The sequence below is a fragment of the Corynebacterium sp. CNCTC7651 genome, from assembly GCF_021496665.1.
Lineage (GTDB): Bacteria > Actinomycetota > Actinomycetes > Mycobacteriales > Mycobacteriaceae > Corynebacterium.
The window spans coordinates 2,246,643-2,270,822 of sequence record NZ_CP071246.1; the positions used below are offsets into that span (position 1 = coordinate 2,246,643).

Consider the following 24,180-nt stretch of genomic DNA (forward strand, 5'->3'; position numbering starts at 1 on the left):
TTGGGGGCTTTTGCTTGACGACGCTCCCCTTACCGCGCCCTCCCCGCAGCGAACGACGGGGAGCATGTGTGCTACTGCGTTGAACGCGGGAGGGTGCGCGCTCGGACGACGTCGCAAAGCGCGGAAAGCACCGGCGTGGGCACGCCGGCCTCTTCGCCGGCACTGGCGACGGCGCCGCCGATGGCGTCGATCCGATCTCCGTGCGGCGGCCCGCCTCAACGTCCTGCGTCATGGAAGTCTTGTGGCCCGCGGACTTGGCAAAGACAGCGGCGATGTGTTCCCGGATCACGTCCTCGCGCACCGGCACGTTGCGGGCATGCGCCACCGCAAGCGCCTCCGCCAGCACCGCTTCGGTGAGGCGACGGCCTGGCTCAGTACCGTTCGTCTCACCCAGCGTGAGGCCGGTTGCGCCGCCGATGGTGTTCAGCACCGTGTTCAGGATCAGCTTTTCCCAGATGGGGATGTTCACGTTATCGAACAGCTCCACGTTGAACCCGGCGCGCGTGAACAGCTCATGCACCGCAACGGCGGCGTCCGAGTTCACGCCGTCCGCCACCAAGTCGCCCATCGCGATGGAGCCGTACGAAGAAGTGGTGATGGCGTTCGCGCCCGCGCGGTCCGCGGAGTAATCGGTCACGCCAGCGAGCGTGTGCTCCGGACCGAACGTTTCCACCAGCAGCTCCCCGTTGCCCAGGCCGTTCTGCAGGGTCAGCGCAATCGTCTGCTCGTGGAACAGGTGCTTGGCACCCTCGATGGCACCGGGGGTGTGGAAGCCCTTGGTAAAGAAGAGGACAAAGTCCACCGGATCTGTGTAGTCGGCGGACTTGGCAGCCTTGGCCTGAACGTGCGTGGCATCCCCGTCCACGATCAGCTCAATGCCGTCCTTATTCAGGGCATCGATGGTCTGATCCATCACATCGAAGAACACCACGTCCTCGCCCGCGGCGATTAGCCTTGCACCGAAGAGTTGCCCCATTGCCCCGGCGCCGATAACTGCAGTCTTCATGGTTGTGCGACCCCTTCCGCGCCGGCGGAACCCTCGGCGCATCGCGTGAGAAGGCTTTCGAGGTCTATTTTACCGCTGGTCGGAGCACCTTTCACTCCCTGCGGCCTGCCCGTTCTGCGAATTCATCCAGCAAATCCAGCACATCCGGTGAACGCCACGCGCGGGCTCGTTTGCCGAGCTGGGCTGACACCACAATCCCGTCTTCCTCGAGACGGTTTAGCGCCTTTCGGGCCCGTGCCGAGGTGGTACCCAACGCATCTGCCGCAAACGTGGACGTGACAATCGGGTGCTGCAGCAACAGATCCAGCAGAGGCCAAGCCAATGAATCCGCGCGGGCGTGCAGGCGCTCGTCCCATTCCTCGCGTAGCTCCATGAGTTCGTCGGCAAGCCATGTGCCCCGCTCCGCGCCCTCGAGTGCCGCCTGGGCGAACAGGAGAACGATCGGCTCCACGGTACCCTCGCGGTATGCGGTGAGGGCGTCGAAATAGCCGCCAACATCAGTCAACAACCCAGCCGAGATCGGAAGAGCGACGCTGGAACTCACACCCCGGTTACGCAGCACGACGTGGACAAGCGCGCGTCCCGTCCGCCCATTGCCGTCCGCGAACGGGTGAATGGTCTCAAACTGCGCGTGGGCCACAGCTGCCTGCGCAAGCGCCGGCATGTCTTCCCGCTGCATGAATGTCTCCAGGTCCGCCATCAAACCCGCGATGTACCGCTGATGCGGGGGCACGAACGGCGCTCCGCCCGGATGCGAGTTCGCGCTCCCGATCCACACCGGCTGATCCCTGAACCGGCCCGCGATGTTTGGCGCAGACTCCGCAAGCAGCAACCGGTGAATCTCCAGCACAGAGGCGACCGTTGGCTCGCCCGACTCCACCGCACGCGCCATCTGCCTAGTGTTCGCTGCGATGAGGGCCGCGTTTCCGGTGCCGCCGCCCGTCATCTCTGCTTCCAGAATCTTCCTGGCGGACGAGGTCAGCTGCTCAATCCGGCTCGAAGCCACAGATTCGCTGCGCAGCAGCAGGGGAGTGAAGGGCAGCACACGGTGCGCCTCCACGGCATCGAAACGCGTGGCCGCTACCGTCGCGCGCTCCACCTCAGCAACCGTCTCAGGGCAGAGCACCAAGGGGCTGGTGCTTATCTGCGCCACCTTTGCACTTTCATAGCTCCCCGGAACCGTGCGCGCAGCCCGACGTGAGACACCCTCGGCGAGAGAGCGCCAGGGCAGCGATTCATACGTGACAGCGGGCCAAGTCATGCCCACACTATAGCGACCTTTTAGAGGCTTAAAAGGTCGCTAATCTTCCGTAGCGACCTGTTACGCCCCGTGCTCGCGCGCCCATGCCTCCACCAGATCCAGACGCGCAAGGTCCACGCGGTCCACATCCTTGCCGTACGTGGCGACCATGTTCCGCTCATTCTCCGTCTTGCCCGGCTTGAGCTTCAACATGCCGATCAGCCCGCGCATCACGTTCTTGTGCGCGCTGCTGAGCTCCGGGTAGTTCAACCGCCCCGGCAGGTAGAAGCGTTGCACCGTGTCCTTGAGCTGGCCGAGGAGACTGGCCGCGGGATCTGCGCGAACAACCTCATCATCCAGCGTCATCCCCACCGTGACCAGGCATGCGGGCCGGTTGGCAAGGACATCTGCGGGGAGCTGTTGGAGGAACTTTGCGCCGTCGTTAAGCGGGCCGTGCGCGGGCGCGAGCACCACGAGCGGCCCTGCCTCGGGTGCGGCGGAGACGTGCGGGGCTGGGGCAGCGTATCGACGCTCACCCCAAGCCGAACCCCCAGCTCCTCCGCGTAGCGCTTGGTGGACCCGTAGTAGGTGGAGTAGTAGATTTCGCAGCTCATGGTGCCATTGTGGCACTAGATGGACTGGATCTACTTGATCACAATCGGGTTCACCGGCGAGCCGGTTCCGCGGACCACCTTGAGCGGGGCGGCGGTGTAGAGGAAGTCCCACTGGCCGTCTTCGGCGCAGGAATCCGCGAGATCATCCAGCCAGGCGATCTCGGTAAGGCTGATACCCAAGTTGCGCAGGAACACGCCGTGAAGCACCAACGCGATGCCGGAGGTGGGCTCATAGGTCACCTCGTTCGCAATGGTGTCGGTGACCAGGTTCGGAATCTCGCGCTCCATGAACCAATCCACCAGCTCCGGGGTGTAGGTCAGACCCGGCTCCACAAGATCCTTGTTGAACTCCTCCGCATCAACGCTGTACCAGTACTTCATCCACCCGGTGCGAACCAGCAGGATGTCGCGCTTCTGAATTTCAACGCCCTGTGCTGCGGCGGCTTCAAGCAAGTCTTCGTGCGTGAACGTCTCGCCCTTCTCCAGCCATTCCTTCCCGCGATGGCGTGCCATATCAATCAACACGCCGCGGCCAACAACGCCGCGCTCCGCGATCGGCAGGACCGATGCGAAGTCCATACCGCCATCATTGGTGGTGTCGGCGGACTTGCCGTTCCACAGCTTGCCGTCGTACCACGCGTGCCCAAGCGCGTCATACTGCGTGGAACCCTGCAGGAAGATCGAAGCCTTGTCATCCGAGTAGCGGATACCGCCCTTGTACTGCGGGCCGTTGCCGCCCGGCTCGAAGGAATTGTCGTCGAAGACCATCTCACGCTCCATGCCGGTGCGGCCGGGGAAGACCGGATCACCGTGCGGGTGGCCCATCTGCACCTGGAGAGTGAACACCTTGCCCTGTCGCGCAGACTTGAGCCCGCGCATGATCTGCTCATGGTCAAGGAAGTTCAGGGCACCGACCTCATCGTCATCGCCCCAGCGGCCCCAGTTGTTGGGAGAATCTTCCAACAACTTGGCTAGGTCGTCGAACTGGGAAAAGTCGTGGTTGTGGCCCATCTGGAAACCTCTTTTCTGGTGTGGTGATGTACGGGACCGTCCGCTAATCACATGGTGAATTCATGTGATTAGCATTACAAAACGAACTATAGTGAGTTCCAGCCCACTCACGCACCGATTACGGGAGGAGAAGTTCATGAGCAGCGACACTCTGACCATCAAGGGAGCAGTTCTGGAAGAATCCGGCCGCTCCACGCCGTACGCAGATTCCATCCCCATCTCCATCTCGGAGCTTGAGCTTGCCCCGCCGGGGGAGAGCGAAGTACGCATCAAGATCCTCGCAGCTGGTATCTGCCACTCAGACCTTTCCGTGGTGAACAACAACCGCCCGCGCCCCCTGCCCATGCTCTTGGGCCACGAGGCTTCCGGAGTTGTGGAAGAACTCGGTCCGGGCGTGACCGAGTTCGAGGTTGGCCAGCACGTAATCTGCACGTTCCTTCCGCGCTGCGAGGAGTGCAAGGCATGCAAAACGGATGGCCGAATCCCGTGCGAGCGGGGTTCCAAGGCGAATAACGAAGGCACGTTGCTCAACGGGGATCGTCCGCTGCAGCGCGATGGTGAGGTAGTGAACCACCACCTTGGCATCTCCGGATTTGCTACTCACGTGGTAGCTGACGTGCGTTCCCTTGTTGCGGTGGGCGAGGATGTGCCGCCAGAAGTCGCAGCCGTCCTTGGGTGTGCCATTCTTACTGGCGGCGGAGCGTTGCTCAACGAAATTAAGCCGAACGAGGACACCTCACTTGCCGTGGTTGGTCTCGGAGGCGTTGGCGCAGCCGCTGTCCTTACCGCCGCGGCGCTGGGTCTGAAGGAAATCGTGGCAATTGACGTTCAGGACAGCAAGCGCGAGCTAGCAAAAGAGCTTGGTTGCACCGAGGCTATGACACCGGATGAGGCTGTTGAATCTGGCCGGAAGTTCGACGCGGTGATTGAGGCTGCGGGCCACCCGAAGGCGCTCGAGACCGCCTACAAGATCACCGGTATGGGCGGTATGACGGTGACGGTTGGCCTGCCCGCACCGAACTCAGTCTCCGAGATTGACCCTCTGGTGTTGACCGCCGAGGCTCGCACCCTGAAGGGCAGCTACCTGGGCTCGGCAGTGCCGAAGGTTGACATCCCGAAGTACGAGGAGCTCTGGCGAGAGGGCAAGCTTCACGCAGAGAAGCTCATTTCCTCCCGCATCAAGCTCGAAGAGATCAATGAGGCAATGGACAAGCTGGATAACGGCCTGTCCCTGCGCCAGGTGATCATGTTCGATTAATTCCTGTCCCGAGTGTGGGCGGCAGCATCCAGGATTAGTTTGGAGCGAGTCAGGCGCCATGTACAACTTACGAGACTAGACCTATTCCCCCTTCACTACAGAATCTCCGGCACGGTCTCAGCATGGGTGTTTAGCCTGGAGGATTTCGAGCGAATCATCACCGGCGAGATGCGGTTCAGTTGGCTTGAGGGGATGGTGAAGGCCGCATACAACCTCAACGTGCGGATGATGCGCTACGGCGGAACGATGTATGGGAAAGCGCACAACCCGTACTTCGCTCACGACGTGTTTCGCAGCGCGGTGGAGTGGAAAGACCGCTCAACCGTTTTGCCCAAAACCCGGGGATCGCACTACAACCGAGTACGTTCGCGCTGAAAGGAGAAACCGTGTCCCAGACATTCATCGACGCGTGCCTCGCAGGCACCGCACGCCCGGAAGAGATTGATGATTGGGTCGATGCCTGGCACGATGCGGCCCCTGGTAGCGAGGATAAGACGCTGGACCAGTACCTCGGTTTTACCGATGAAGAAGGCAGGCTCTGGGCACGCAAGCCCTCAAGCCTGTGGGGAATCCTCGAGGAGCACAAGTCCGCCCGCCAGCGCACGTAGTAGCCACCGCCAGCGGGCATAGCGGCTAGACCCTACTTCGGACGCTTCTCGCAGCCGACGCCGTCGCCATCGCGGTCCAGGTGGGTGCCGTAGCCCGGCTCGCCACGGCGGATCGGGCGGCCGAGGTCATTCCACACCGCACGGCAGTTCGCGTACATCTTGCCGGACGGCTGCGCCTGGGCAGGGCGCACCTGCGGTGCCGGAGCCGGCTGCGGAGCGGGAGCAGGTTGAGGGGCCGGTGCCGGTGCGGGAGCCGGCGGTTCAGGTGCCGGAGCAGGCGCAGGTGCCGGAGCGGCAACCGGGGCCGGCGGGTTGCACGGGATCACCGTGGGGAGGGGATTAGGAACGATACCCTGTTGCATGGCCCAGCACACAAGGCCGGCACCAGCGGCGAGCGCCGCGACGCCACCAACCACACCGGCAACGATCTTCGTGGTGTCAGAGGAAGAAGACTCACGGGATGCGCTGTCTTCCTCCTTCGCTGCGGAGTGGACTACTTCGCTTTCAGACGAGAAGGACTCGGACGACCCGTCGCCCGTCGCCTCCAGTGCGACGAGGGAGCTCAACATCGCAGACGAGGCGGAAGCAGCAGGGGGAGCGACAACAGACAGAGCAACAGCGCACGCAGATGCGGCGGCGATAACGGATTTCCTCATTCCACTATTTTCACACTGTCTACACACCAACATCCCGGTTTTCGCACAGAAATTACTAAGGTCCTGCCCCCGATAACTTCTCGAATTGTTTTCGAATTGTTCTGTCCGACGCTAAATGGGCCCGCGAAAGATATAGCGAAGATATAGGAAACAATTCGGGCGCTTAATCAGCCGCCAGAAGTCCCATTTGTGCACTTCAAGGACATAAAACCAATTGTTCCCGATTTGTTTCTAATTGTTTTAGAACCGCGCCCTATCCCTGCTCGCGCTGCAGCGTGGCAAAGGTTTGCTTGGAGAATTCCTCCTCAACCTCCCAGTACTGGACCTCAATATTCGAGTTACCGAGGTTTTCCAGCGACGCCCGCAGAGGACCCTCGCCCCACTGCTTAGCATTCTCAACGGTGTCGAAGAGGTAGAAGGACGCGCCGCGACCCTCCCCGGGTTGCGACGTCCACACCTTCCACACAAGCCCCGGAATCTGCTGAAGGTCCGGGATCGCGCCCTCAAACCCCTCGCGGATCTTCTGGTCGGTGAACTCGTACGGGCTGTCAAAGGTGACGGAGAGCAGGGTAGACATGACGTTTCCTTTCGGGCTTTTGCTTATCGACGTTCACTTCTAGACCAATCGGTCTAAACGAGGTGACAGTGAGCGTACTAGGCGGTCCGTAAAACGGAACCCCACCGCACCGAAACCCCACCTCACGGTAAGGATCAAGGTGAATACAAATCGACCTCGGTCTCCTAAAACCGAGTCCGGAACGCCTGCGTTGTCGGAATGGCAAAGTGATCCGTGCTCAACCACGGCACCCATACCGGCGTGAAATCCTCCAGCTCCGGTACCCAATCCATAGGCAGCTCCGCGTGCTGATCCCCACCCGGGTTGAAAAACACCACCACCGTCCGCCCCGGGACCGCCTCAAGCGATTCGTTCAACACCCGCACCTCCTCCGGCGACGGCGCACCGCCCACACGCCCGAGAACATCCCGCGGCAAAAGCTCCGCTGCCGCTTCATAGTCGCCGCCACTCACAGCCTCATTAAATTCGCCGAACTCCTCGCTGGCCCGCAGCAACGTATCCGCGCACTCCAGCAGCGCGTTATCCACCGCATCGCCCAGGTACTCGTTCTCGAAGTACGCGTCACCTTGCGCCAGCTCCAGCAGCGCCCGCGCGTAGGCAAACGTTCGGTAAACCTCCACCGCAGCAGGGGCATTGTGCCTCTCGACGATCCCCTCCAGCGCCAAACCAATTGCTCTCAGCACCCCGTACACCGGCCGCTGCGCTTTCAGCTCGATGGTGTACTCGGCTCCGCCGACGAACATCGTCGTGAACACCCAAGCTCCTGGTTCACTGAGTTGGAATAACGGCATCTGCAGGACCATTGCGTTGCCACCGCGCTGAGGAAGCGCACGTTCAATCTCGTCGAGGTACTCATCCAGCCGCTCAACGGATTCAAGGTTGCGGGTCTTTTCCCACACCGCTCGAGCTAAGAAGAACGCTACGGCGAATCGCGGCTCGCTCTTCAACGCGGCGCGACACGCCTCGAGAAGAAGGAGCGCGAAACTCTCAGCTTGGCGCCCATCTCGTGCGCTCCTTAAATCTCGCAGCATGGCGTGTGCGAACTTCGCTGTCCCCGCTATTTCTTCTGCGGCTTCGCCGACCGGCTGCGTTTCATCCACCGGCCGATAGTTCCGAGCGGTGGTTTCGACGAGTTGCCGCAGCTCTGGACCAAACCCCAGCTGCTGTTTGGTTAGCTGCACCCCCGGCAGCGCCGAAACTGAAACGTATCCCGTGAACTGCGTTCCCGCAGCTTTCACGGGAATATCGAATGTTTTCCCCTCCATGGCGCCTGAACCTACAGCAGCTCTCCTCCTCTGGCTCCGGTTTCCTATCTCGCAACGGTATCCGTCTCTTAGCTATTGACCGCTCGGCTTCAGAGCGATACTCCTGTTCTCAGGGGGTGGCAACCATGAAGAGTTTTGAAGTCACAGCGGAACGCGGGAAAAGTGGTGTCTGGGTGCTAGAGTGGGCCGAGCTCAGCGTGGTCTCCCAAACGGCGCGCCTTAATAGAGCCGAGGCAGAGGTTGGGGAGGCCATCGCATATCAGTCTGGCCTTGCGGAAGGTGGCTTCCAACTGAGAATTGTCTCTTTGATGGTCCACTAGATCGCAGCACATTGAACTAACGCCGATGCGGGAGCGTGGAAATCCAAGTGTATAAGCAACCGCTCACTCGGCCTCGTGGGCGGACACTTTTACCAGCAAGGAATCGAACGCGAGATTGAGAGACTTCACAAGTATGTCAAAGTCTTCTCTTGCGTCGTGGCCACGTAAACCCAAATCTCCATAGACTTTCGCAGACTCTGAATTTTTGAGATGCGCGATTCCTCCCCGGGATCGGAGAGCCTGGAGTTGTCGAAGGCGCTGACAAAATTCGTCTGGCCAACCTTCTTTCTCGCCAAGCTTTCGGAGGTTTTCCAAACTGCGATCAGGAATCACTTCATCTGCTGGAAGCGCTTTACATATAGCTTTAGTGTTGAGAGAATCGACCAGCCATTTGGTGAGAGTTAGAATTGGCCCCTGTAGCGAAAGCGGGTCTGCCGAAGCGGGATAAACCAGTACTTCCACCTGCCGTTCCAGACTGGGTTCAAGTTTTTTCCAGATTGGAAATCCGAACTTTCGTTCACAATGGCTATTGATATCCCCGACTTTGGTCTTGAGCTCTCCAATGGGGTCCGGCGATCCCACCCACTGACCAAGAAAATCTCGGCGAAATCTTCCGTCATCGATACCTCCCTCTGGGAGATCGTTGTAAATTCGCCAGTGGTTGTGCTCTTCGCGCGGGATGTGCGCACCAATGTCACCTAAGTAGACCACCACCATGTTTTGGTCATTTAACGAAATATCAATTCCCCAAAGGTTGAGGCATTCCAAACGTGTAGCGCTGATACTAAAACGAGACGGTGTCGAGATATATTTGCTGAGAACGTCCCGCCGGAAATATACGGGCGTAAGGTAATGAGGAGCCGTGGGATTAGCTCCGAAATAGTTCCCCAATTGGCTTGGTTCACTAGTAAACTCTACTGGTTCACCATCGGGTGACACACCAACAATGAAGGACCCGTATTCCGGAGCCTCACCCTCCCCTTCCAGCAACAACGGTTTAGTTCTCCCTAGACGGCCACGGTACGTGAACCTGCCGCCCAATGACACGCAGCTATTACTTTCACTACTCGCCGCGAGGGAATACTCCCTGTAGCTAAAGCTTCCACAATCGTCCGTGAATTCCTCATGCACGGTCCGCTCCAGAATCTCTCCAGTCATCTGGAACAGCTCAAACTGTATTAGTAGGCGCTTGTTAAACGCATAGAGATATGTCCCGAGCTCCTCCGCCCGCACTTCCACGCTCCAGCCGTCTTCACTAGTCCTCATCCGGAGCAATTGCCTCTCCTCACCCCAAGGCGTTAAGAAGCGCCACTCCTCGCCCACCTGATATGCATCCCAGAACCACAGGAATGATGGCGTAATGAAGATCTGATACTCGGAAGCGCCCGGAGGAAAAACTCCCTGGCAAAAGAATCTCACGGAGCCATGCTCACTGTGGTCGAGCATGCCATCAAGGGTCTCTGGGCGTTGATCTTGGCCAGCCCATAAACGGGTAACACAGGCCAGATTCTGACCGACCCACCCATCCCCAAAGGGGAACGCATGATCGAATTCATCCTCAACCAGCACGGCTCGGAGCCCACCCCAGACGTCCGAGTAACTAAAGGGCAGACCCTCCCCAATCGTTACCCATCCAACTGCCCTTGATCCTGCCTGAGCTACGCTTTTGTCCGGTACATATCTAAGATATTTATTGCTGACATCTCGACTCCAGTCGAAGCCACCCATTTCGCGCACTTACCAGCCTTCCAACTGCATCTAGAACTTTCCTAGCCTTGATTAGTCTCCGCATACTGTCGTCATTTCGCTGTTTCAGCGGATAGTTCTTCCAAATTCACAGATCGCATATCTTTTCGAACAGCCTAACAGATTTTACAATCAAGCGCGGTCTACGATGTGACCACAAGCTATCTTTAGGGGCCCCATTCGCTTAGGTCAAAGCCGCCGCGCGTGAAGAACTCGACAAGCAACTTATCCGCGTAGTCAAAGCGGTCGAACGGTTCAGCATCGATGCCTCTGACGTGGAGCCATTCTCCGAAGCGTTCAACGTCAACGCCGTTCTGAAGTCGATGGAAGCGACCGTATGCCCTGATAGGAGTCATGGTGCCATCTACAAGCTTGAGTGTCTCTTTGATGAGAGAGCGCTCCAATCCCGTGGCGGCGTTCAACTGATCAACAAACTCGTCTTGCTCTTCGGCTCGGTAGATCTCGATGAGCTCTTGGATTGACCGTTCGTCTTTCGGATCGAGAACGCCCAGCATGACATCCTTGAAGATCTGGTCCGCGGCCGCCTGATCGCCCTGGCTCAACTTGGCATACTCCCGTTTGAGTTGAGCAAGCAGGTCGTCTTGGACTTCCTGCGACGCTTCAGGCTGCGCAACCGCAGCTTTCCACATCTGGAATCGCTCGTTCAGATACTCCGCGTCAATGACTTGAGTGGCGCGCGCCATTGCCAGCGCTTCGAGATCGAGCGGAATAGTTTCATCCGCCTCGCTCTGCTCGGACGCTTCGGCAAGCTCGGCGTAGCGCTGGGTCCACGCCTCGTACTCGTCGAGGCTGACATCCACCTCAACACGGTTGCCGTTTTCGTCTTCGACATGGTCCATGCCCCACTCGAAGCCCTGGATAAACGCGGATTCGAGTCGGCGGGTCAGTTCGGCGTAGGCGGCGGCGAACGCCTTACGCGCGGCTGGGTCGTCGGGTAGACGGGAGTTGTCGGAACACCCCGCGTCTTGGAAGATCTGGCGCACCGCTTCCGCGCTGGTGTTGGCGACCGTGATGGTTTCCGGCAGGGGGTCTGCGAACACCGCCAATGCGTCACGTCCCGCATAGAGGTCGAAGGCGTCGACGATGTTCTTTTTCATCGTGTGGACTTTGCGGAAGTAGACAATCGTGCCGAAGGGTTTCAGCAGGTGGTTGTAGACGCGGTTCGTGCGCGAGAACGCCTGCACGAGCTGGGCGTAATCAACAACCTTGTCGAGGTAGAGGGTGCCAATGTATTTGGAGTCGTAGCCGGTGAGCAACTGATCGACGACGATCACGAGGTCGAGCTGCTCGTCTACTTGCACGTGCTTGTAGCCGCGCCTGTGCGCCAGTCTGTCGGCGGCGTCTGCACGGAAGTCCGCGTGGTCGGAGGCGGAGAAGGTGGTGCCGTATAGCGCGTTGTAATCGGTGAGCACCTCCTCGATGCCCGCGTCGCGCTCTAGCGCGTCTGGGGTGTTCTGGTTCGCGTCGGTGAACACCGCTGTGACTTTGAGCGAGCCGTCGGCTTTGAAGCGCCGGTAGTAATCGATGGCTTCGAGCACAGAGCTGGTGGCGAACAGGGCGTGCAGTTGGCGGTTGCGGGAGCGCTGGTCCCAGTGTTTGACCATGTAGTCTACGACCGCCTGGCGGTGCTTCTCGGTCTCCCACGTGGAGGTTTTGGCGAGCTGCTCGATGCCCTCGACGCGGCGCCCATTCTCGTCGATGGTGGTGGTCCACGGGACCCGATCCTCGTCGATATAAGTGTTGTAGACCGCGAGTTTACGCTCGTCGGCTACCACCTCATCCATGTCGCGCGCGTCGGCTTGACGCAGCGCGACCGCATGGCGTAGCTCCTCGTCCGTGAACGTGGAGACGGGCACGGTGTGGAACTCCAGCACATTTCCGTCGCGCAGCCCGTAGAAGATCGAGTAGCGGTGCAATTCGTTGCCGAAGAGGTCGGCAGTGATGGTGTCTTTGCGCTTGTTGACCTCGTGAATCGGTGTCCCCGTGAACCCGAAGTAGACCGCGTGCGGGAAGCGTTGGGTGAGGAAGCGGAACATGTCGCCGAAGGTGGTGCGGTGAGCCTCGTCCACCACGAACACCAGGCGCTTCTGATCGACAGAGGAGAAGTCCACGTCAGCGAAGTCGCCGTTCGGATCCGAGATGATGCCGAGCTTGTGCAGGGAGGTGATAATCAGCGGTGCGCCCTTGGACTTCAGCTCCTTGACCAGCGCGTATGAGTGGGCTGGGCGGGTCAGTTCCACCATGTCGCCTGCGAAGTTCGTGTATTCGATCTCGGACTGCTCGGAAAGCTCCACCCGGTCGAGAACGAACACCACCTTGTCGGCGAGTTTTTCGCGCGCAATGAGCTGGGCCGCGGTAAACGACGTCATTGTTTTCCCGGACCCGGTGGTGTGCCACACGAACCCGCCCTTGTGCGTGTTCTTTGTCCAGGAATCGCGGTGCTCCCGGTTGATGGTGCGCAGTGTCGAGAGGATCGCCTCGACCGCATGGACCTGGTAGGGGCGCAGGACCTTTAACGCACCGTCGCCGCCGTCGGCAACGAGGTAGTCGCCAACGAGTTTGTGTGCGGGTGGGATGCCGAGCACGTGGCGAACAACGCCCTGCCAGTCCGGGTACGGCTCGTTGCCCGCGTCGGTCCACTTGAAGAAGAAGTCGGAGTTGAACTTATCCACCCCGCCCGGGTTGGCGAAGTAGCGCATGTCGGTGGGGGTCATCGCGACGAAGAGCTGCACCATGTTGAAGAATCCGGTCCAGGCGTTCTCGCGGGCGTAGCGCTGTACCTGCATGCACGCCTCGGTGACATCATGTCCCTCGTTTTTGAGCTCGACGTGGATCAAAGGCAGGCCCCAGATGAGCAACGTGAAGTCACCTCGCCGGTCGCGGGCGACGTTAGACCGCTTGGCGAACTTCGGCTGGCGGGCGATCTGGTAGGTGGAGTCGCCGCCGCCTATTTCTGAGGGGGAGAAAATGGTCAGCGGAATCTCGCGCCCGTGGTTTTTCTCGTCCAGTGGGTTGTTGCGGGTGAGGATGGTTTCTCGGCCTTGGAGCCAGCGCTGCACGGCTGCTGGATTCGGCAGTGCCGCCACCTCGTCCACGAGGGTTTCGATCTCGATGGGGGAGAGCGGCACACCGTTGAGCCGGTCGGGGGTGTTGTTGTTCTCGAATACGATGCGCGCCCAGTTCGCAATGAGCTGGTCTTCGGTGGCGTAGGTGAGCACGTCGGGCGACCAGCCGTATTTGTGGGTGAGGTTGAAGATGACCGCGTCTTCGAACTCGGCCTCGTTACGGAACTTCACGGGTGCTTCGGTGCTCATTGGTCTGTCCTGGGTCTAGACGAACATCTGGGTCAGCAGCGCGCTTTTCAGATTACGCAGCGTGGCCAGCTTCTTCTGCTCTGCGTCGATGAGAGCGTCGAGGTTGCGGAAGTACGCGCCGATGGCCTGCTGCTCGGAGAGGGAGGGGAGCGCGATGGGCAGATTTGCATACTCGGTGGAGTTAAGCCCCGGCTGGCCGGAACGCTGGGAGGTCATGCGTACGTACTCCCAGTAACCCGGTGTGAGCGTGGAGGAATAGACGAAGTCGGGATCGGCGGCATCGGTGACTCTTGCACGAATAAGGAAGCCAGCCCACACAGTGCGTCCAACCTGCTTTCGATAGAGGAAACTTCTTCCAACAGTGGCACCCGTCCTAGCGAAAACGATGTCTCCGTCGCAAAGAAGAAACTCGTCAGCCGTGCGACGGTCGACACCGGGTGAGGTAGTTTCCCCAGTTCCGAAGTCTCCCGCCCCGGGGTCAATGTCAGTGATGCGCAAATACTTGGTTTCTCCGTCGTACGGAACTGCGGTGGCGTTCACTCCGTACCGGAACGACTCGACGACCTGCCCGAGCGTGGAGCGCTCCCAATCTCCCTCGAACCCCTCGAACCGCACCTCCGGGGCGGTGGCGGTGCCCTGCGGGAACATCTTCACCAGCATGGTCTGCTTGAGGGACGTGAGCGACCCGGCGCGCAGCTTTGAGGTGTTGGTTAAGGACTCGACAGCACGCATCAACGACGACACCGCCCGCTGTTCCTCTAGGCAGGGGGTCGTGATCGTAAGCGCGAGAACCTCGGGTTTCGTCATTCCCTTTATGGAAGTTCCTTGTGCGCTTTTCGCAGCTTGAGAGACCCGCCGCTTTACCGCGTACGCGAGGTAGTGGGGGTCTCCGCGTAACTCCGAAAGGTTGAGAAAATCTTGGCTGGTCGCATACTTCTCGGGCATGAGGGCGACCTTTCCCACACCGACGCGGGTCACTACAGCAAGTGAGTTCGCCGGAATCTCCGAACTAGCCGAAGAGTCTACAGCGTTGGTGGATATGAATTTGCACACGTTTACCGCGAAAGGATCGTCTTCGTCCAGGTCGGAAGACTGAATCCAGGGGAGGGCACCTTGCCAGAATGAAGGATTTGAGGTGCTGGGCGTTCCTCCGCCAATTGTTCGTCCAGCAATAGACTCAATTGGGACAACACTGGGAGGGCCGTCGAACCCCGCCAACCGCAGCGCGGGCACGCGCGTGTCCTCGTTACGCACGTCCCTCACCCCCAAGCATCTCCACCAGCGCTGCGATTCCGGCCATGTCGGATTCGGAGCCGCGAAGCTGCGACATCATCCCGGCAAGCTCCCGGCTCGTCTCGCGGATGGTGTCCTCAACATCACCCAAGGTCGTCGCATACTTGGCATCCAAGCGCTTCACCTCGCTCACCAGTGCTGCAAGCTCCGCGTCCACGATCTTCTCGAAGGAGCGGAACACCCGGCCCACCCACTTTTCGCGCAACAACCCGGCCGCCTGCTCGTCGGTGAGCGACTCGATAGCCTCCTTCGTCTTTGCAGTCAATAACAGCTCAAGGCGCTTCACATCAGCGCCCAGCACCTTCACTTGCTTGAGTGCAAAGTCCGCCCGTTCAAGCAGGGCAAGCAGCTCGTCGTCGTGCTCGTCGCGCTCCGTATCTGCCTTGAGCGCCTTAATCCGGCGCGCGACACCCGCAGCTGCGAATGCTGTGCCCGCAGCGTTAGTAATCAGTGTGTCGCCCTCGCCGTAATCCTCCTCGTCGATCTCGGCGAACACCTCATCGCGCGTCGCGGCCGCAGCGGCAACCGTGGCGCGGGAGTGCTCCACACGCTCCACAAGATCGGCAAGCAGCACAGACTGCACCAGCTCGAACGGCAGCACCCTACCAACCCAGCCGTCCTGGACCTCGGTGTCTTTACCCTTGACCTTCTTCGTAACGATATTGGGGTCCACCGCGCGCACTGCGTCAAACCCCTCGCCGCGCACCACCTCAAGGTCTGACTCTGTGACCTCCCACGTGTCCGCGAACAGCTGATACACCTCGTACGGGTCGATGATCGGCACACCCGCCAGACGCTCGAACAGGTCGTAGCGCAGCGCCGCCTCGGCCTGCGCCGGATTCACCGCGGTCGGATCGGTAAGCAGCGTGTCCTCGGCAAAGGCGTCGAAGCCCACCAGCGCCGACGTGAACGTGTCACGAAATGCAACTGCCGACGGGTGCCCCGCCACCACCGCGGCCACATCATTCACTTTCACCCGGCTGTGGGTGTCGCTTACCCGCTCGAACAGCGCCTCACGAAGCCCCGGCAGCGCCTCCCAGTAGCGGCCGAGGGTGCCGATCTCGGCATTCGGGATACCGCCGAACATGGTGGAGTAAATGTCGTAAGTTTCCGGCGTTTCTGAGGAGTCCACGTAGCGCGGGATATTCAGGTTGTAGCCGTTGACGCGAATCTCCTCGCGCGTAACCAGCCGGGAGTACCCCTCGATGGTCTCGCGGTTCGTGACCGTATCGACGATCTTGCGGATGTCGCGGGCGCGCAACTCGTTTTTGGTGCCTGCTTTGATGAAGCCCTTTGACGCGTCGACGAACAGTACGTCGCCGTCGTCACCGCGCTGCTTTTTCAGCACCATGACCAGCGTTGCGATACCAGTGCCGTAGAAGATATTGGGCGGAAAACCGATGATCGTCTCGATGTGGTTGTTATCGATCAGGTTGCGGCGGATTGCTTCTTCCTCGCCGCCACGGAACAGCACGCCGTGGGGCAACACGATGGTCAAAATGCCGTCGTCTTTCAAGTGGTAGAGCTCATGCAGCAAGAACGCGTAGTCCGCTGTTTTCGACGGAGCCAGACCGTACTTGAAGCGTGCGTCGCCACGGGCGTTGTCGCGGTCCCATTCCGCGGAGTACGGCGGATTGGACACGACAGCGTCGACGCGCAGTAGGTCGTAATTACCGTGTTCATCGATGTACGGCCAGTCTTGAGCGAGCGAGTCGGCGTTACGGGTGACGATGTTGGCCGGGCGTACACCGCGCATGACCAGGTTCATGCGGGTGAGGTTGTAGGTGTCCTGCTTCAGCTCCTGTGCGAAGTAACGCACCCGGTCGGGATCGCCGGAGCGTCGTGCGATGGAATCGCCGATGTTCAGCAGCAGCGACGCAGAGCCGGACGTCGGGTCATAGACGTCGATAGTGTCGCGACCTTTCAGATGCTCCGCCACGATCTCAGCCATGACAACGGCCACCTGGTGCGGGGTGTAGAACTCTCCCGATTTCTTGCCAGCTCCTGCGGCGAATTGGCCGATTAGGAACTCATATACGTAGCCGAGCACATCGTAGGCTTTTTCTGTGCCGGTGGGGAGCTGGTTGATGATCGTGATGATCTGGCGCAACTTTTTTGACCGCGCACCCGCGTCGGTGCCAAGCGCCGGGATGGAGCGTTGAAACGACTGAAAAATTCCACTAAATACCGCACGGTAGGAGTCGGCCACGTTCGAGTCAAAGTGGTTAAGGCCGTCCAGCACTGTGCTGGCGGTTAGCTCGCCACCCATATCGACCCAGGTGGAGAAGAGATCGTAGTAAGAGATGTAGAAACCGATGTTTACCTTGGCCATCTCGCGCACTCGCGCGTTGTCGCGATTGAGCTGATCCTCGAACCGCGCCTTGGGCAAGCCCCGCTTGATGAAAAACTGCTCCTCCTTTTCGGAGAGGAACTTGTAGAACATGAACCCCAGGATGAAGTCCTTATAGTCGTTCGCGTCCAGTGCGCCGCGGAGCTGGTTCGTCGCCTCCCAAACCTTGCGAGCGAGCGCTTGCTTGTCCATCGTCCTATCGTTTTGCGGGTCCATGGTCTTAAACGTATCTGGTGTCCCAGATCTAGGCGGGAGGGGCACGTAAACTTGTTCGAGGAGGGGCTCGACGTCAAGACACTCCTCAAAACAGTTGATTAGTTCCGTGCAGAGATTGCGCTAGAGATGCCTGAAGCGACAAATGTTCTATGGGTGGTAGAAACTGCGCGGCCGCGACGCGCTCGCGCCGCATGCCTCGCAGGTGCTGAACCACGGCGACCACAATTGCGATGGCCAGCATGATGTAGATGCCAATGGTGATAGGGGACGCGAAAAGTGCGGTGACGTCGCCCTCGGAACCCGTGAGACAGAGATTTCAGAACGTTCTAAATGCGCCTTTAACGCTGCGGAACCACCGTCCACGATTCCTTTGTTTCTTTAGGGCATCTTTACAACGGAAACCGCGTGTGCGTATACTCGCACATGCAGGTCCCCTCGCCCACGGTCCAACCCCCCCGAGACCGGTAGAGCGCTCACCCCCCCCCATTTAGAGCGCGAGAAGGCGAGGGGGCCTCGCATTTTCCGGAATCCATTCACCAGCGCATATTTGCAGGTAGCGCTCTAGAACGGGAGCAAGCCCACGAGGTTCTGGAGCAACGGCACCACCGCCGCGAGGAGACCGACCACGCCGACGATGATGGCGGCGATGTTCTGCGCCGAGGAACCAGTTTCCGCGCCATTGCCGGTGATCGCGTTGGCGTTGGTGGCATCGGCGATAGCTGCCGGGCCGGTAGGGGCTTGCGCTGCTGGCGGCAGCTGCACCGCAGGATCGGCTGGTTCCGGCTGCGGGGTGCGAACGCGGTCGATGTCCAACGGCAGGTTGGCGTTAGCCCAGCGCACTACGTCCGCGTTGGACACTCGGGCGCCGTTGGCGGGAAAAGTCGCGCGCTGGATGGTGACCGTGGTGCCGCGGGAGCTGGTGAGCACATTCACGCCGGAAAGCACGCCGAGGTAGCCGCGGCCCGGCGCGTACACCACGCCACCAGAATCGCCCTGCTGGGTGCCCGCGTTCTGGAAGAAGAATGTGTTGTGGATGTTGCCCAGGTAGGGGGCACAGGTGACGGTGGTGCCGCCGTTCTCCACCGCGGGTCCGTGGCTGGACACGCCGCGCACGCAGACGCGGTCGCCCTTGACCAGCTGGCTGGGGTGCAGCACCGTATCGCCCGAGAACACGTTGGGGCCGAGCGGAACGTTCGGGTTCCACTGGATCCTAGCCCAGTCATTGCTCATCGTGCCGCCGTAGGACGGGGCGGGGGAGAAGGTGCCGGCGGGTACAGCGTACCCGCGCTCATTGCGCAGGTAGACGGTGTCGCCCGCCTTGCCGCAGTGGCCGGCGGTGTAGCTGATGCGCTTGGCGGCATCGTTGTAGCTGATCGTGCACGAGGACGCTTGGCCACTGCCCGCGCTGGTGTAGATCACACCGCCCTGCGTAGCGGTTGGCAGGGGCTGGGCGAGGGCTGGGGGCGTGGTGGTGCTTAAAAGGAGCGTCGATAAGCAAAGCCCTAGTGCAGCGCGTTTCACGAATGGAGAGCGTACTAGAAGGAGCTGGACCCGCCGCCCCCGGAGAAGCCCTAATCCGAACCGCAAAACAACGTTCAAGCAGGCCAAAGTAGTTAAACTGTGATGAACACGGTCAAACCATGAAAGTGCCCTCGCAGAACCCTGGAGGATTAATGAAAAAGCGTAGGCTTCTTGCCGCTACGACCCTAGCCACCACGCTAGTTGTGGTGCCCGCAGCGCAACATTCCGTTAATGCGGTAGATACGGTCCCCACTAGGTCGGAAACGCAGTCAGAGACGATGGCCGACCGATCGAACCCGCGGCTGATTGGAGTGCCTGAGGTCCTAGACCGCCATACGCGCCTTGAATGGGAGGGTCTGGCGGATGATGCCTCCATCTCATCCGTTTCGATCCTGGACCCCAACGGATACTTCAGCGCTTTCCAGGGCGATCTTTACTTAGGTTTTTCCGACCCAATGCGGCCTCATTTCAGCCAATCGGATAACGCCGCCACCGAAGACGGGATACTACGCGGGGAATTTATTCTGGCTGTCGTCTATTCTGATCGCAGCGTTGACCAGTTCAAGCAGTTTTTCGAAACCCGTCCATCCAAACAGCGAGACGCCTTCCAGCCCTATATCGAGTCTGAACCAATCGCGTTCAATGACCCGAAGCTCTTCGAGCTACGCAGTTTTCCAGATGGAGCGCAAGCGAAGGTCTTGACCACAACAGCGGGTTGGGAAGCCGAAACTGTTGGTGATCGAGGGCTTAAAGTCACCCGCGCCGGCGAGAGTCCACAGGACGGCGTTATCTCGCTCGCTGTCAGTTACCCAGACGGATCAAGCGAAGCCATTGCTATCAGAGTGCAGGGAACCTCAATTTGGGATTACCCGGAGCACCCTAAGCCTAAACCCGGCCCAGGCCCGTCAGAGCCCGTTGCCCAAGAGTTAGGGTTTGACACTCTGGAGCTCGACTTAACTGACCCGTACGCCCCGCGGGACCGATCAGTGCGAATTGTGGGGTTGCGTGAAGTCCCAGTCCAACGGGTTGAAATCCTGGATGCGAACGGATGGGGATACTCTCGCCGTAAGGAAGGAATTTTCGAATTTCATTCCGGCCGACATGGAACTCAAATCGCGGTAAAACAGACCGGCGCCCCCGAATCGCCAAGTTTCGTACCTGTTAAGTTGAACGTGCGGGTTGTATACACCGATGGGTTAGCTGAAGAATTTTCGGAGACTCTGCGTATCAAGCCCGAGTACCAAGTGCGGTGCGACCGCCCCGAGTTTGACCTCTCCTCGGTCAAGCCAGGTGAAGCCAACTTGCTCGAAGTTCAGGGGCTGCCAAATGGCTGGCCGCTAAGGGTAACCGACGTGGTCGACGGAGCGGCCGCCCGTATTCAAGAGGACGGGAAACTTGAGCTCATTGTCCCTGAAGATCTTGAATGGTTCGAAATAGATCTTGAGTACCCTTGCACCGGGGAGCCAGAACATATGACGGGCAGCGTGCTCTACTTTTCCTCGGCACCGTGGGTGCGTCCAACTACAACACCATCCACATCGACTACAAGCAAGGCCGTTCTACCCCTAGCTCCTGAAACGGGTACTGCGCCCACCGTCTCGACGATCACTACCACGGTTCGCGAAACATCGCATGTGACCACGGTGGTCAATAACACAACCATTGTTAATACTGTGGTGTCTGAGGCGCCCAAGACCATCGTCTCTACTGTGCGAGAGGCTCCGGTCACGCTTGCGAATACCGAGAAAACCACCGTCATCAAGCCCACTGAGCCGTCGGGCAGCTCGAAGGCGACCACGATTGTCACTTTCGTTCTCTCGCTTATCGCGGCCGTTGCGGGTCTTGCCGCAACAGCGCTGAATTTTCCTACCGTGAGAACGCTCTTGGGTCTGTAAACCCGCAGGGATTTCTCACCCACGCGAGTAGCAAGTGAGCTGTGGTGCTCAGGTCATCTCGCTACTCGCTTAAAAGGAGCGTCGATAAGCAAAGCCCTAGTGCAGCGCGTTTCACGAATGGAAAGCGTACTAGAAGGAGCTGGACCCGCCACCGCCCGAGAAGCCCGAGCTGAAGCTGGTGTTCACGCTGCTGGACCCGGAGGAGGAGGCCTGCTGCGCCTCGCGCTCCATGCGCACGTTGTCCGCGTGCCAGGAGTTCATGACCACGTACGGGGTGTAGTTGACGTAAATGAAGCCCGGGTCCGTCAGTTGCGGGGTGTGCAGGGTGGCGCGGTCCTTGACGTCGCTCATCTCGCGGCGCTTGACCTCGTCCAAAAGCACGGAGTAGTCGCCGAGAATGCGGGTGAACTGGTTGAGGAAGCCCGGGTAGTCCGGGTTCTGGTCCAGGTAGTCCAGGCCGCGCTCCAGCTCGGCGAGGTCGCGCTTGAGCTCCTTATCCTTGACCTTACGGCGGGCCTGGATCACGTCCGCGCGGATCTCGGTGATGATGCTGCGGCGCTCCGCGGCGTCGCCCTGCTCCACGGCGAAGAGGCGGTTGATGTTGTCCTCGGCGTGGCCGGTGTCCTCAAGCGTCTTCGCGGCAGCGGCGAGCTCCTTGCGGTTCTCCCACGCTTGGCGGTCCGTGCCTACGCCCAGAGAGGCAGCCTCGTGCATGCCCAGGAAGCGGTCGCGCACCTCCTCCCACTGCTTGCGCAGCTCCAGGTTTGCGAAGGAACTGGAGACGGAGTTGGCGCGAATGTCCAGCTCATCCAGGCGCTGGCTGAGCTGCGTGTACTCGGCCGCGATGGCGTTGTAATCCTCGCGGGCCTGCTCGATCTCCTTGCGGCGCTTCTTACGACGCTCCGTGGCCACGCCACCGTACGCGAGGGTGGTACCGCCGAGCACTAGGCCGGACGCGATGCCGGCCGCGGTCTTGTCTCCCTCCGCGTCATTGATGGGGTAGGCCTGAGCTGCCTCGATATCCGTGGCGGTGTTGGCGCCGGCGAAGAGGCCGGCCTCGATGTTGTTGTCGCTCAGGCCCGGCTTCATGGCCTCGAGCGCGCTGGAAAGGCGCTGGCCTTTATGGAGGTACAGCTGATCCAGCACGTCCTGGCCTGCGAAGATGAAGTTCTGGCGGCTATTCATGTCCGCGCCGATGATAAGGACACCGTCCGCGAAATACTCATCCCCGATCTCATCCGGGTAGTTGTCGCGCAGGAAGTTCTCCACGGAGTCATTCACATTGTCCCGGCCCTCATCCAGCATGATGAAGTGGATCTTCTCCACGGTGTCCGGGCGGTTCAGGCGCTCCACGTCGCGCAACAGGCGGGCCTCATCCTCCTGGGTGAGCAAGTCCGCCGGGTCCGAAATCTCCACCTGCGCCTGCTGTTGCTGCACGGACACAGCAACCTCCTCGGCGGTAGGGACCGAGCCGGTAAGCGCGTACGCCGCAGCGCCGCCGCCCATGCCAAGCGCAGCCGTTAGGGCAAGCGTTGCAGCAATGTCCTTGCCAACGGAGCTTCTGGAACCGCGAAAACCTTTGTCGCTCATGGGGCCGATGGTACGACGGTTTCGTGGTGAGGGCTGCCGGGGCGGAGCAGCCTAGAAGCTGGAGCTGCCGCCTGCCGCACTGAAGCCGGAAGACGAGGACGCGGATGCGGCCTGAGCCGCCGCCACGTTGGACGCGTGCCAGGAATCCAGGTGGTAGTAGGTGATGTAGTTGGGGTACCAGAAGCGATCGTCGTAAATCGCCGGGTTCTCCAACTTCTCCCGCTCCTTCACATCGGTGAAGCCAACGTGGCGGATGTACTCCAGCACCAGGCGGTAATCGCCCAAGATGCGCACAAAGTCATCGATGAAGGTGGGGGAGGAGGGATCCCGCTGCAGGGCGATGATGTGGCCGTCCAGCGCGTCCAAGTCCCGCTCCAGCTCGGCGCGGAGCTCTGTCGGGGTGAGCGCGCTCGGGTCCGTGGTGCTGGGCGCGCCCGTGACGGTGGACTCCGCGGCTGGGAGGGCGAGGGTGTCTGGAGCCTTCCGGATCGCCTTCTTGGTCTTGTTGGATTCCCACTTGATCTCCTGGACCTTTGTGCGCGCCTCCTGGAGGTCCTCTCGGAGCGCCGCAAGGTCCGCGCGGCGTGCAGCTGCGTCACCGTTTTCCACGGCAAAGAGACGGTCGATGTTGTCCTCCGCGTTGGAGGTGTGGCGCACGGTCTCCGCGGCGTCGGCGAGCTGCTTGCGGTGTGCGCGGGCGGCTTCGTCGCTGTTGATGTCAATCGTCGATAAGCCTTGTGCTCCGTGCACCGCGTCGTTGAGGTCCAGGAAGCGGTCGCGGACCTCAGCCCACTGCTTGCGCAGCTCCGCGTCCGCGAATGCGGAGGTGAGGGAGTGGGCGCGGATGTCCACCTCATCCAGTCGCTGGGCGAGGCGGAGGTACTCACCGGTGACCAGCTCATAGTCCTCCCGGGCCTGGGTGAGCTGGTCGCGGCGCTTGTTGCGGGCCGCGGCGACGGCAACGCCCACGCCCGTGGCCAGGCCGAAGCCGCCGAGGAGGCCCGCGAGAGTGCCGCCCACGCGATCCCCGACGGCGTTATCGTGCTGGTACTGGGCAACGTTTTCGGCGTCGAGGGCGAGGTGCGCGGACTTCATCAGTCCAGCGGGGATGTCGCCGGCCTTTACGTCCGGCTTCATCGCATCCAAGACGTCCTCGAGGTGGGACTCATTGGTCAAGCCCAGCTCATCGCCAATATCGAAGCCGCTGTAGGCGAACGCCTGGCGGGGATTCAGGCCAACGCCGATAATCACCACACCCTCGGCGAACTGGCCGTTTTCGCCCTTGGACTGGTCGATGAGGTCCGGGTAATTGTCCCGGGTGTAGTCCTCCACCGTGTCCAGGATGTTTTCATGGTTGTTCTCAAACACCATGTAGTGGAAGTGCTGGACGTAATCGGGGGCGTTGATGGTGCGGGCATCGTCGATAAGCTGCTGGCGCTCCGCTGGTGTGAGGACCTCATGCGGATCATCCACCGTCACCTCTGGCGCGGCGACCACGATGCTGGACATGGCCTGCTCCACGGCGGGGACCTCCGTGGCAACGAAGCCGAAGCTGCCCAGCGCGATACCCACCGCGGCAGCAACGCCCAGGATGGGCTTCATCTGCTTTGCCGTGACGCTCTGCTGCTTCTTTGTTTGCGGGGTGCGGTTCTTCGCCTTGCTCAGCTCGCGTGCCATAC

General features: G+C 60.4%; 18 protein-coding genes and 1 pseudogene. 4 read left to right on the forward strand and 15 right to left on the reverse strand.

Translation table 11 applies throughout. The features are described 5' to 3' along the window. Positions 1 to 71 precede the first annotated feature (71 nt). From JZY91_RS11925 to JZY91_RS10750, 5 genes and pseudogenes are all read right to left on the reverse strand, one after another. A complete protein-coding gene (locus JZY91_RS11925; protein WP_370639295.1) occupies positions 72 to 143 on the reverse strand; it encodes a hypothetical protein in 72 nt (23 codons plus the stop codon). 59 nt (positions 144 to 202) lie between these two features. Beyond that, positions 203 to 1,048, reverse strand: a pseudogene (locus tag JZY91_RS10735) (ketopantoate reductase family protein); the annotation flags it as partial. Positions 1,049 to 1,097: 49 nt separating this feature from the next. Next, positions 1,098 to 2,267 carry a Fic family protein gene (locus JZY91_RS10740; RefSeq protein WP_234947845.1) on the reverse strand — a complete coding sequence of 390 codons (1,170 nt, stop codon included), beginning with the start codon at positions 2,265 to 2,267 and terminating at the stop codon, positions 1,098 to 1,100. 60 nt (positions 2,268 to 2,327) lie between these two features. Further along, positions 2,328 to 2,720 (reverse strand): flavodoxin domain-containing protein, encoded by a 393-nt coding sequence (locus JZY91_RS10745; protein ID WP_234947846.1) that lies wholly within the window; start codon positions 2,718 to 2,720, stop codon positions 2,328 to 2,330. A gap of 170 nt (positions 2,721 to 2,890) precedes the next feature. Then, positions 2,891 to 3,871, reverse strand: a complete 981-nt coding sequence (locus JZY91_RS10750; protein ID WP_234947847.1) for a cyclase family protein — start codon at positions 3,869 to 3,871, stop codon at positions 2,891 to 2,893. Positions 3,872 to 4,007: 136 nt separating this feature from the next. Between JZY91_RS10750 and JZY91_RS10755 the strand changes: the two genes are divergently transcribed. The 3 genes from JZY91_RS10755 to JZY91_RS10765 all read left to right on the forward strand — a co-directional run bounded on the left by JZY91_RS10755 (position 4,008) and on the right by JZY91_RS10765 (position 5,737). Next, positions 4,008 to 5,129 carry an alcohol dehydrogenase catalytic domain-containing protein gene (locus JZY91_RS10755; protein ID WP_234947848.1) on the forward strand — a complete coding sequence of 374 codons (1,122 nt, stop codon included), beginning with the start codon at positions 4,008 to 4,010 and terminating at the stop codon, positions 5,127 to 5,129. Between the two features lie 126 nt (positions 5,130 to 5,255). Next, entirely contained in the window at positions 5,256 to 5,504 is a 249-nt protein-coding gene (locus JZY91_RS10760; RefSeq protein ID WP_234947849.1) for a hypothetical protein, read from the forward strand. A gap of 11 nt (positions 5,505 to 5,515) precedes the next feature. Beyond that, entirely contained in the window at positions 5,516 to 5,737 is a 222-nt protein-coding gene (locus tag JZY91_RS10765) for a hypothetical protein (RefSeq protein WP_234947850.1), read from the forward strand. 32 nt (positions 5,738 to 5,769) lie between these two features. Here JZY91_RS10765 and JZY91_RS10770 read toward each other — a convergent pair whose 3' ends face one another. From JZY91_RS10770 to JZY91_RS10805, 8 genes are all read right to left on the reverse strand, one after another. Continuing rightward, positions 5,770 to 6,393: an excalibur calcium-binding domain-containing protein gene (locus tag JZY91_RS10770; RefSeq protein WP_234947851.1), complete on the reverse strand. Its 624-nt coding sequence runs from the start codon at positions 6,391 to 6,393 to the stop codon at positions 5,770 to 5,772. Positions 6,394 to 6,646: 253 nt separating this feature from the next. Further along, complete coding sequence (locus tag JZY91_RS10775) at positions 6,647 to 6,970, reverse strand: YdhR family protein (protein WP_234947852.1); 324 nt, start codon at positions 6,968 to 6,970, stop codon at positions 6,647 to 6,649. A 164-nt stretch (positions 6,971 to 7,134) separates the two neighbouring features. Next, positions 7,135 to 8,235: a hypothetical protein gene (locus JZY91_RS10780; RefSeq protein ID WP_234947853.1), complete on the reverse strand. Its 1,101-nt coding sequence runs from the start codon at positions 8,233 to 8,235 to the stop codon at positions 7,135 to 7,137. Between the two features lie 383 nt (positions 8,236 to 8,618). After that, positions 8,619 to 10,124: a hypothetical protein gene (locus JZY91_RS10785; protein ID WP_234947854.1), complete on the reverse strand. Its 1,506-nt coding sequence runs from the start codon at positions 10,122 to 10,124 to the stop codon at positions 8,619 to 8,621. Positions 10,125 to 10,468: 344 nt separating this feature from the next. Continuing rightward, positions 10,469 to 13,636 (reverse strand): HsdR family type I site-specific deoxyribonuclease, encoded by a 3,168-nt coding sequence (locus JZY91_RS10790; RefSeq protein ID WP_234947855.1) that lies wholly within the window; start codon positions 13,634 to 13,636, stop codon positions 10,469 to 10,471. A 15-nt stretch (positions 13,637 to 13,651) separates the two neighbouring features. Beyond that, a complete protein-coding gene (locus tag JZY91_RS10795) occupies positions 13,652 to 14,899 on the reverse strand; it encodes a restriction endonuclease subunit S (protein ID WP_370639224.1) in 1,248 nt (415 codons plus the stop codon). Next, entirely contained in the window at positions 14,883 to 17,495 is a 2,613-nt protein-coding gene (locus JZY91_RS10800) for a type I restriction-modification system subunit M (RefSeq protein ID WP_234947856.1), read from the reverse strand. Before JZY91_RS10800 ends, JZY91_RS10795 begins: the two co-directional genes overlap by 17 nt. A 561-nt stretch (positions 17,496 to 18,056) precedes the next feature. After that, positions 18,057 to 19,016 (reverse strand): S1 family peptidase, encoded by a 960-nt coding sequence (locus JZY91_RS10805; protein ID WP_234947857.1) that lies wholly within the window; start codon positions 19,014 to 19,016, stop codon positions 18,057 to 18,059. Between the two features lie 278 nt (positions 19,017 to 19,294). Here JZY91_RS10805 and JZY91_RS10810 point away from each other — a divergent pair, with 278 nt between their 5' ends. Next, on the forward strand, positions 19,295 to 20,911 hold the full coding sequence (locus tag JZY91_RS10810) for a hypothetical protein (RefSeq protein ID WP_234947858.1): 1,617 nt from the start codon (positions 19,295 to 19,297) through the stop codon (positions 20,909 to 20,911). 129 nt (positions 20,912 to 21,040) lie between these two features. Here JZY91_RS10810 and JZY91_RS10815 read toward each other — a convergent pair whose 3' ends face one another. Next, entirely contained in the window at positions 21,041 to 22,501 is a 1,461-nt protein-coding gene (locus JZY91_RS10815; protein ID WP_234947859.1) for a DUF5129 domain-containing protein, read from the reverse strand. A 51-nt stretch (positions 22,502 to 22,552) separates the two neighbouring features. After that, positions 22,553 to 24,178 (reverse strand): DUF5129 domain-containing protein, encoded by a 1,626-nt coding sequence (locus JZY91_RS10820; RefSeq protein ID WP_234947860.1) that lies wholly within the window; start codon positions 24,176 to 24,178, stop codon positions 22,553 to 22,555. Positions 24,179 to 24,180: the final 2 nt, after the last annotated feature.

What these genes read in the sequence shown, in the direction of transcription:
- JZY91_RS10740 (WP_234947845.1), bottom strand. Translation starts at nt 2,267, where the DNA reads ATGACTTGGCCCGCTGTCACGTATGAATCGCTGCCCTGGCGCTCTCTC.
- JZY91_RS10750 (WP_234947847.1), bottom strand. Translation starts at nt 3,871, where the DNA reads ATGGGCCACAACCACGACTTTTCCCAGTTCGACGACCTAGCCAAGTTG.
- JZY91_RS10755 (WP_234947848.1), top strand. Translation starts at nt 4,008, where the DNA reads ATGAGCAGCGACACTCTGACCATCAAGGGAGCAGTTCTGGAAGAATCC.
- JZY91_RS10770 (WP_234947851.1), bottom strand. Translation starts at nt 6,393, where the DNA reads ATGAGGAAATCCGTTATCGCCGCCGCATCTGCGTGCGCTGTTGCTCTG.
- JZY91_RS10775 (WP_234947852.1), bottom strand. Translation starts at nt 6,970, where the DNA reads ATGTCTACCCTGCTCTCCGTCACCTTTGACAGCCCGTACGAGTTCACC.
- JZY91_RS10780 (WP_234947853.1), bottom strand. Translation starts at nt 8,235, where the DNA reads ATGGAGGGGAAAACATTCGATATTCCCGTGAAAGCTGCGGGAACGCAG.
- JZY91_RS10790 (WP_234947855.1), bottom strand. Translation starts at nt 13,636, where the DNA reads ATGAGCACCGAAGCACCCGTGAAGTTCCGTAACGAGGCCGAGTTCGAA.
- JZY91_RS10800 (WP_234947856.1), bottom strand. Translation starts at nt 17,495, where the DNA reads ATGGACCCGCAAAACGATAGGACGATGGACAAGCAAGCGCTCGCTCGC.
- JZY91_RS10810 (WP_234947858.1), top strand. Translation starts at nt 19,295, where the DNA reads ATGGCCGACCGATCGAACCCGCGGCTGATTGGAGTGCCTGAGGTCCTA.
- JZY91_RS10815 (WP_234947859.1), bottom strand. Translation starts at nt 22,501, where the DNA reads ATGAGCGACAAAGGTTTTCGCGGTTCCAGAAGCTCCGTTGGCAAGGAC.
- JZY91_RS10820 (WP_234947860.1), bottom strand. Translation starts at nt 24,178, where the DNA reads ATGGCACGCGAGCTGAGCAAGGCGAAGAACCGCACCCCGCAAACAAAG.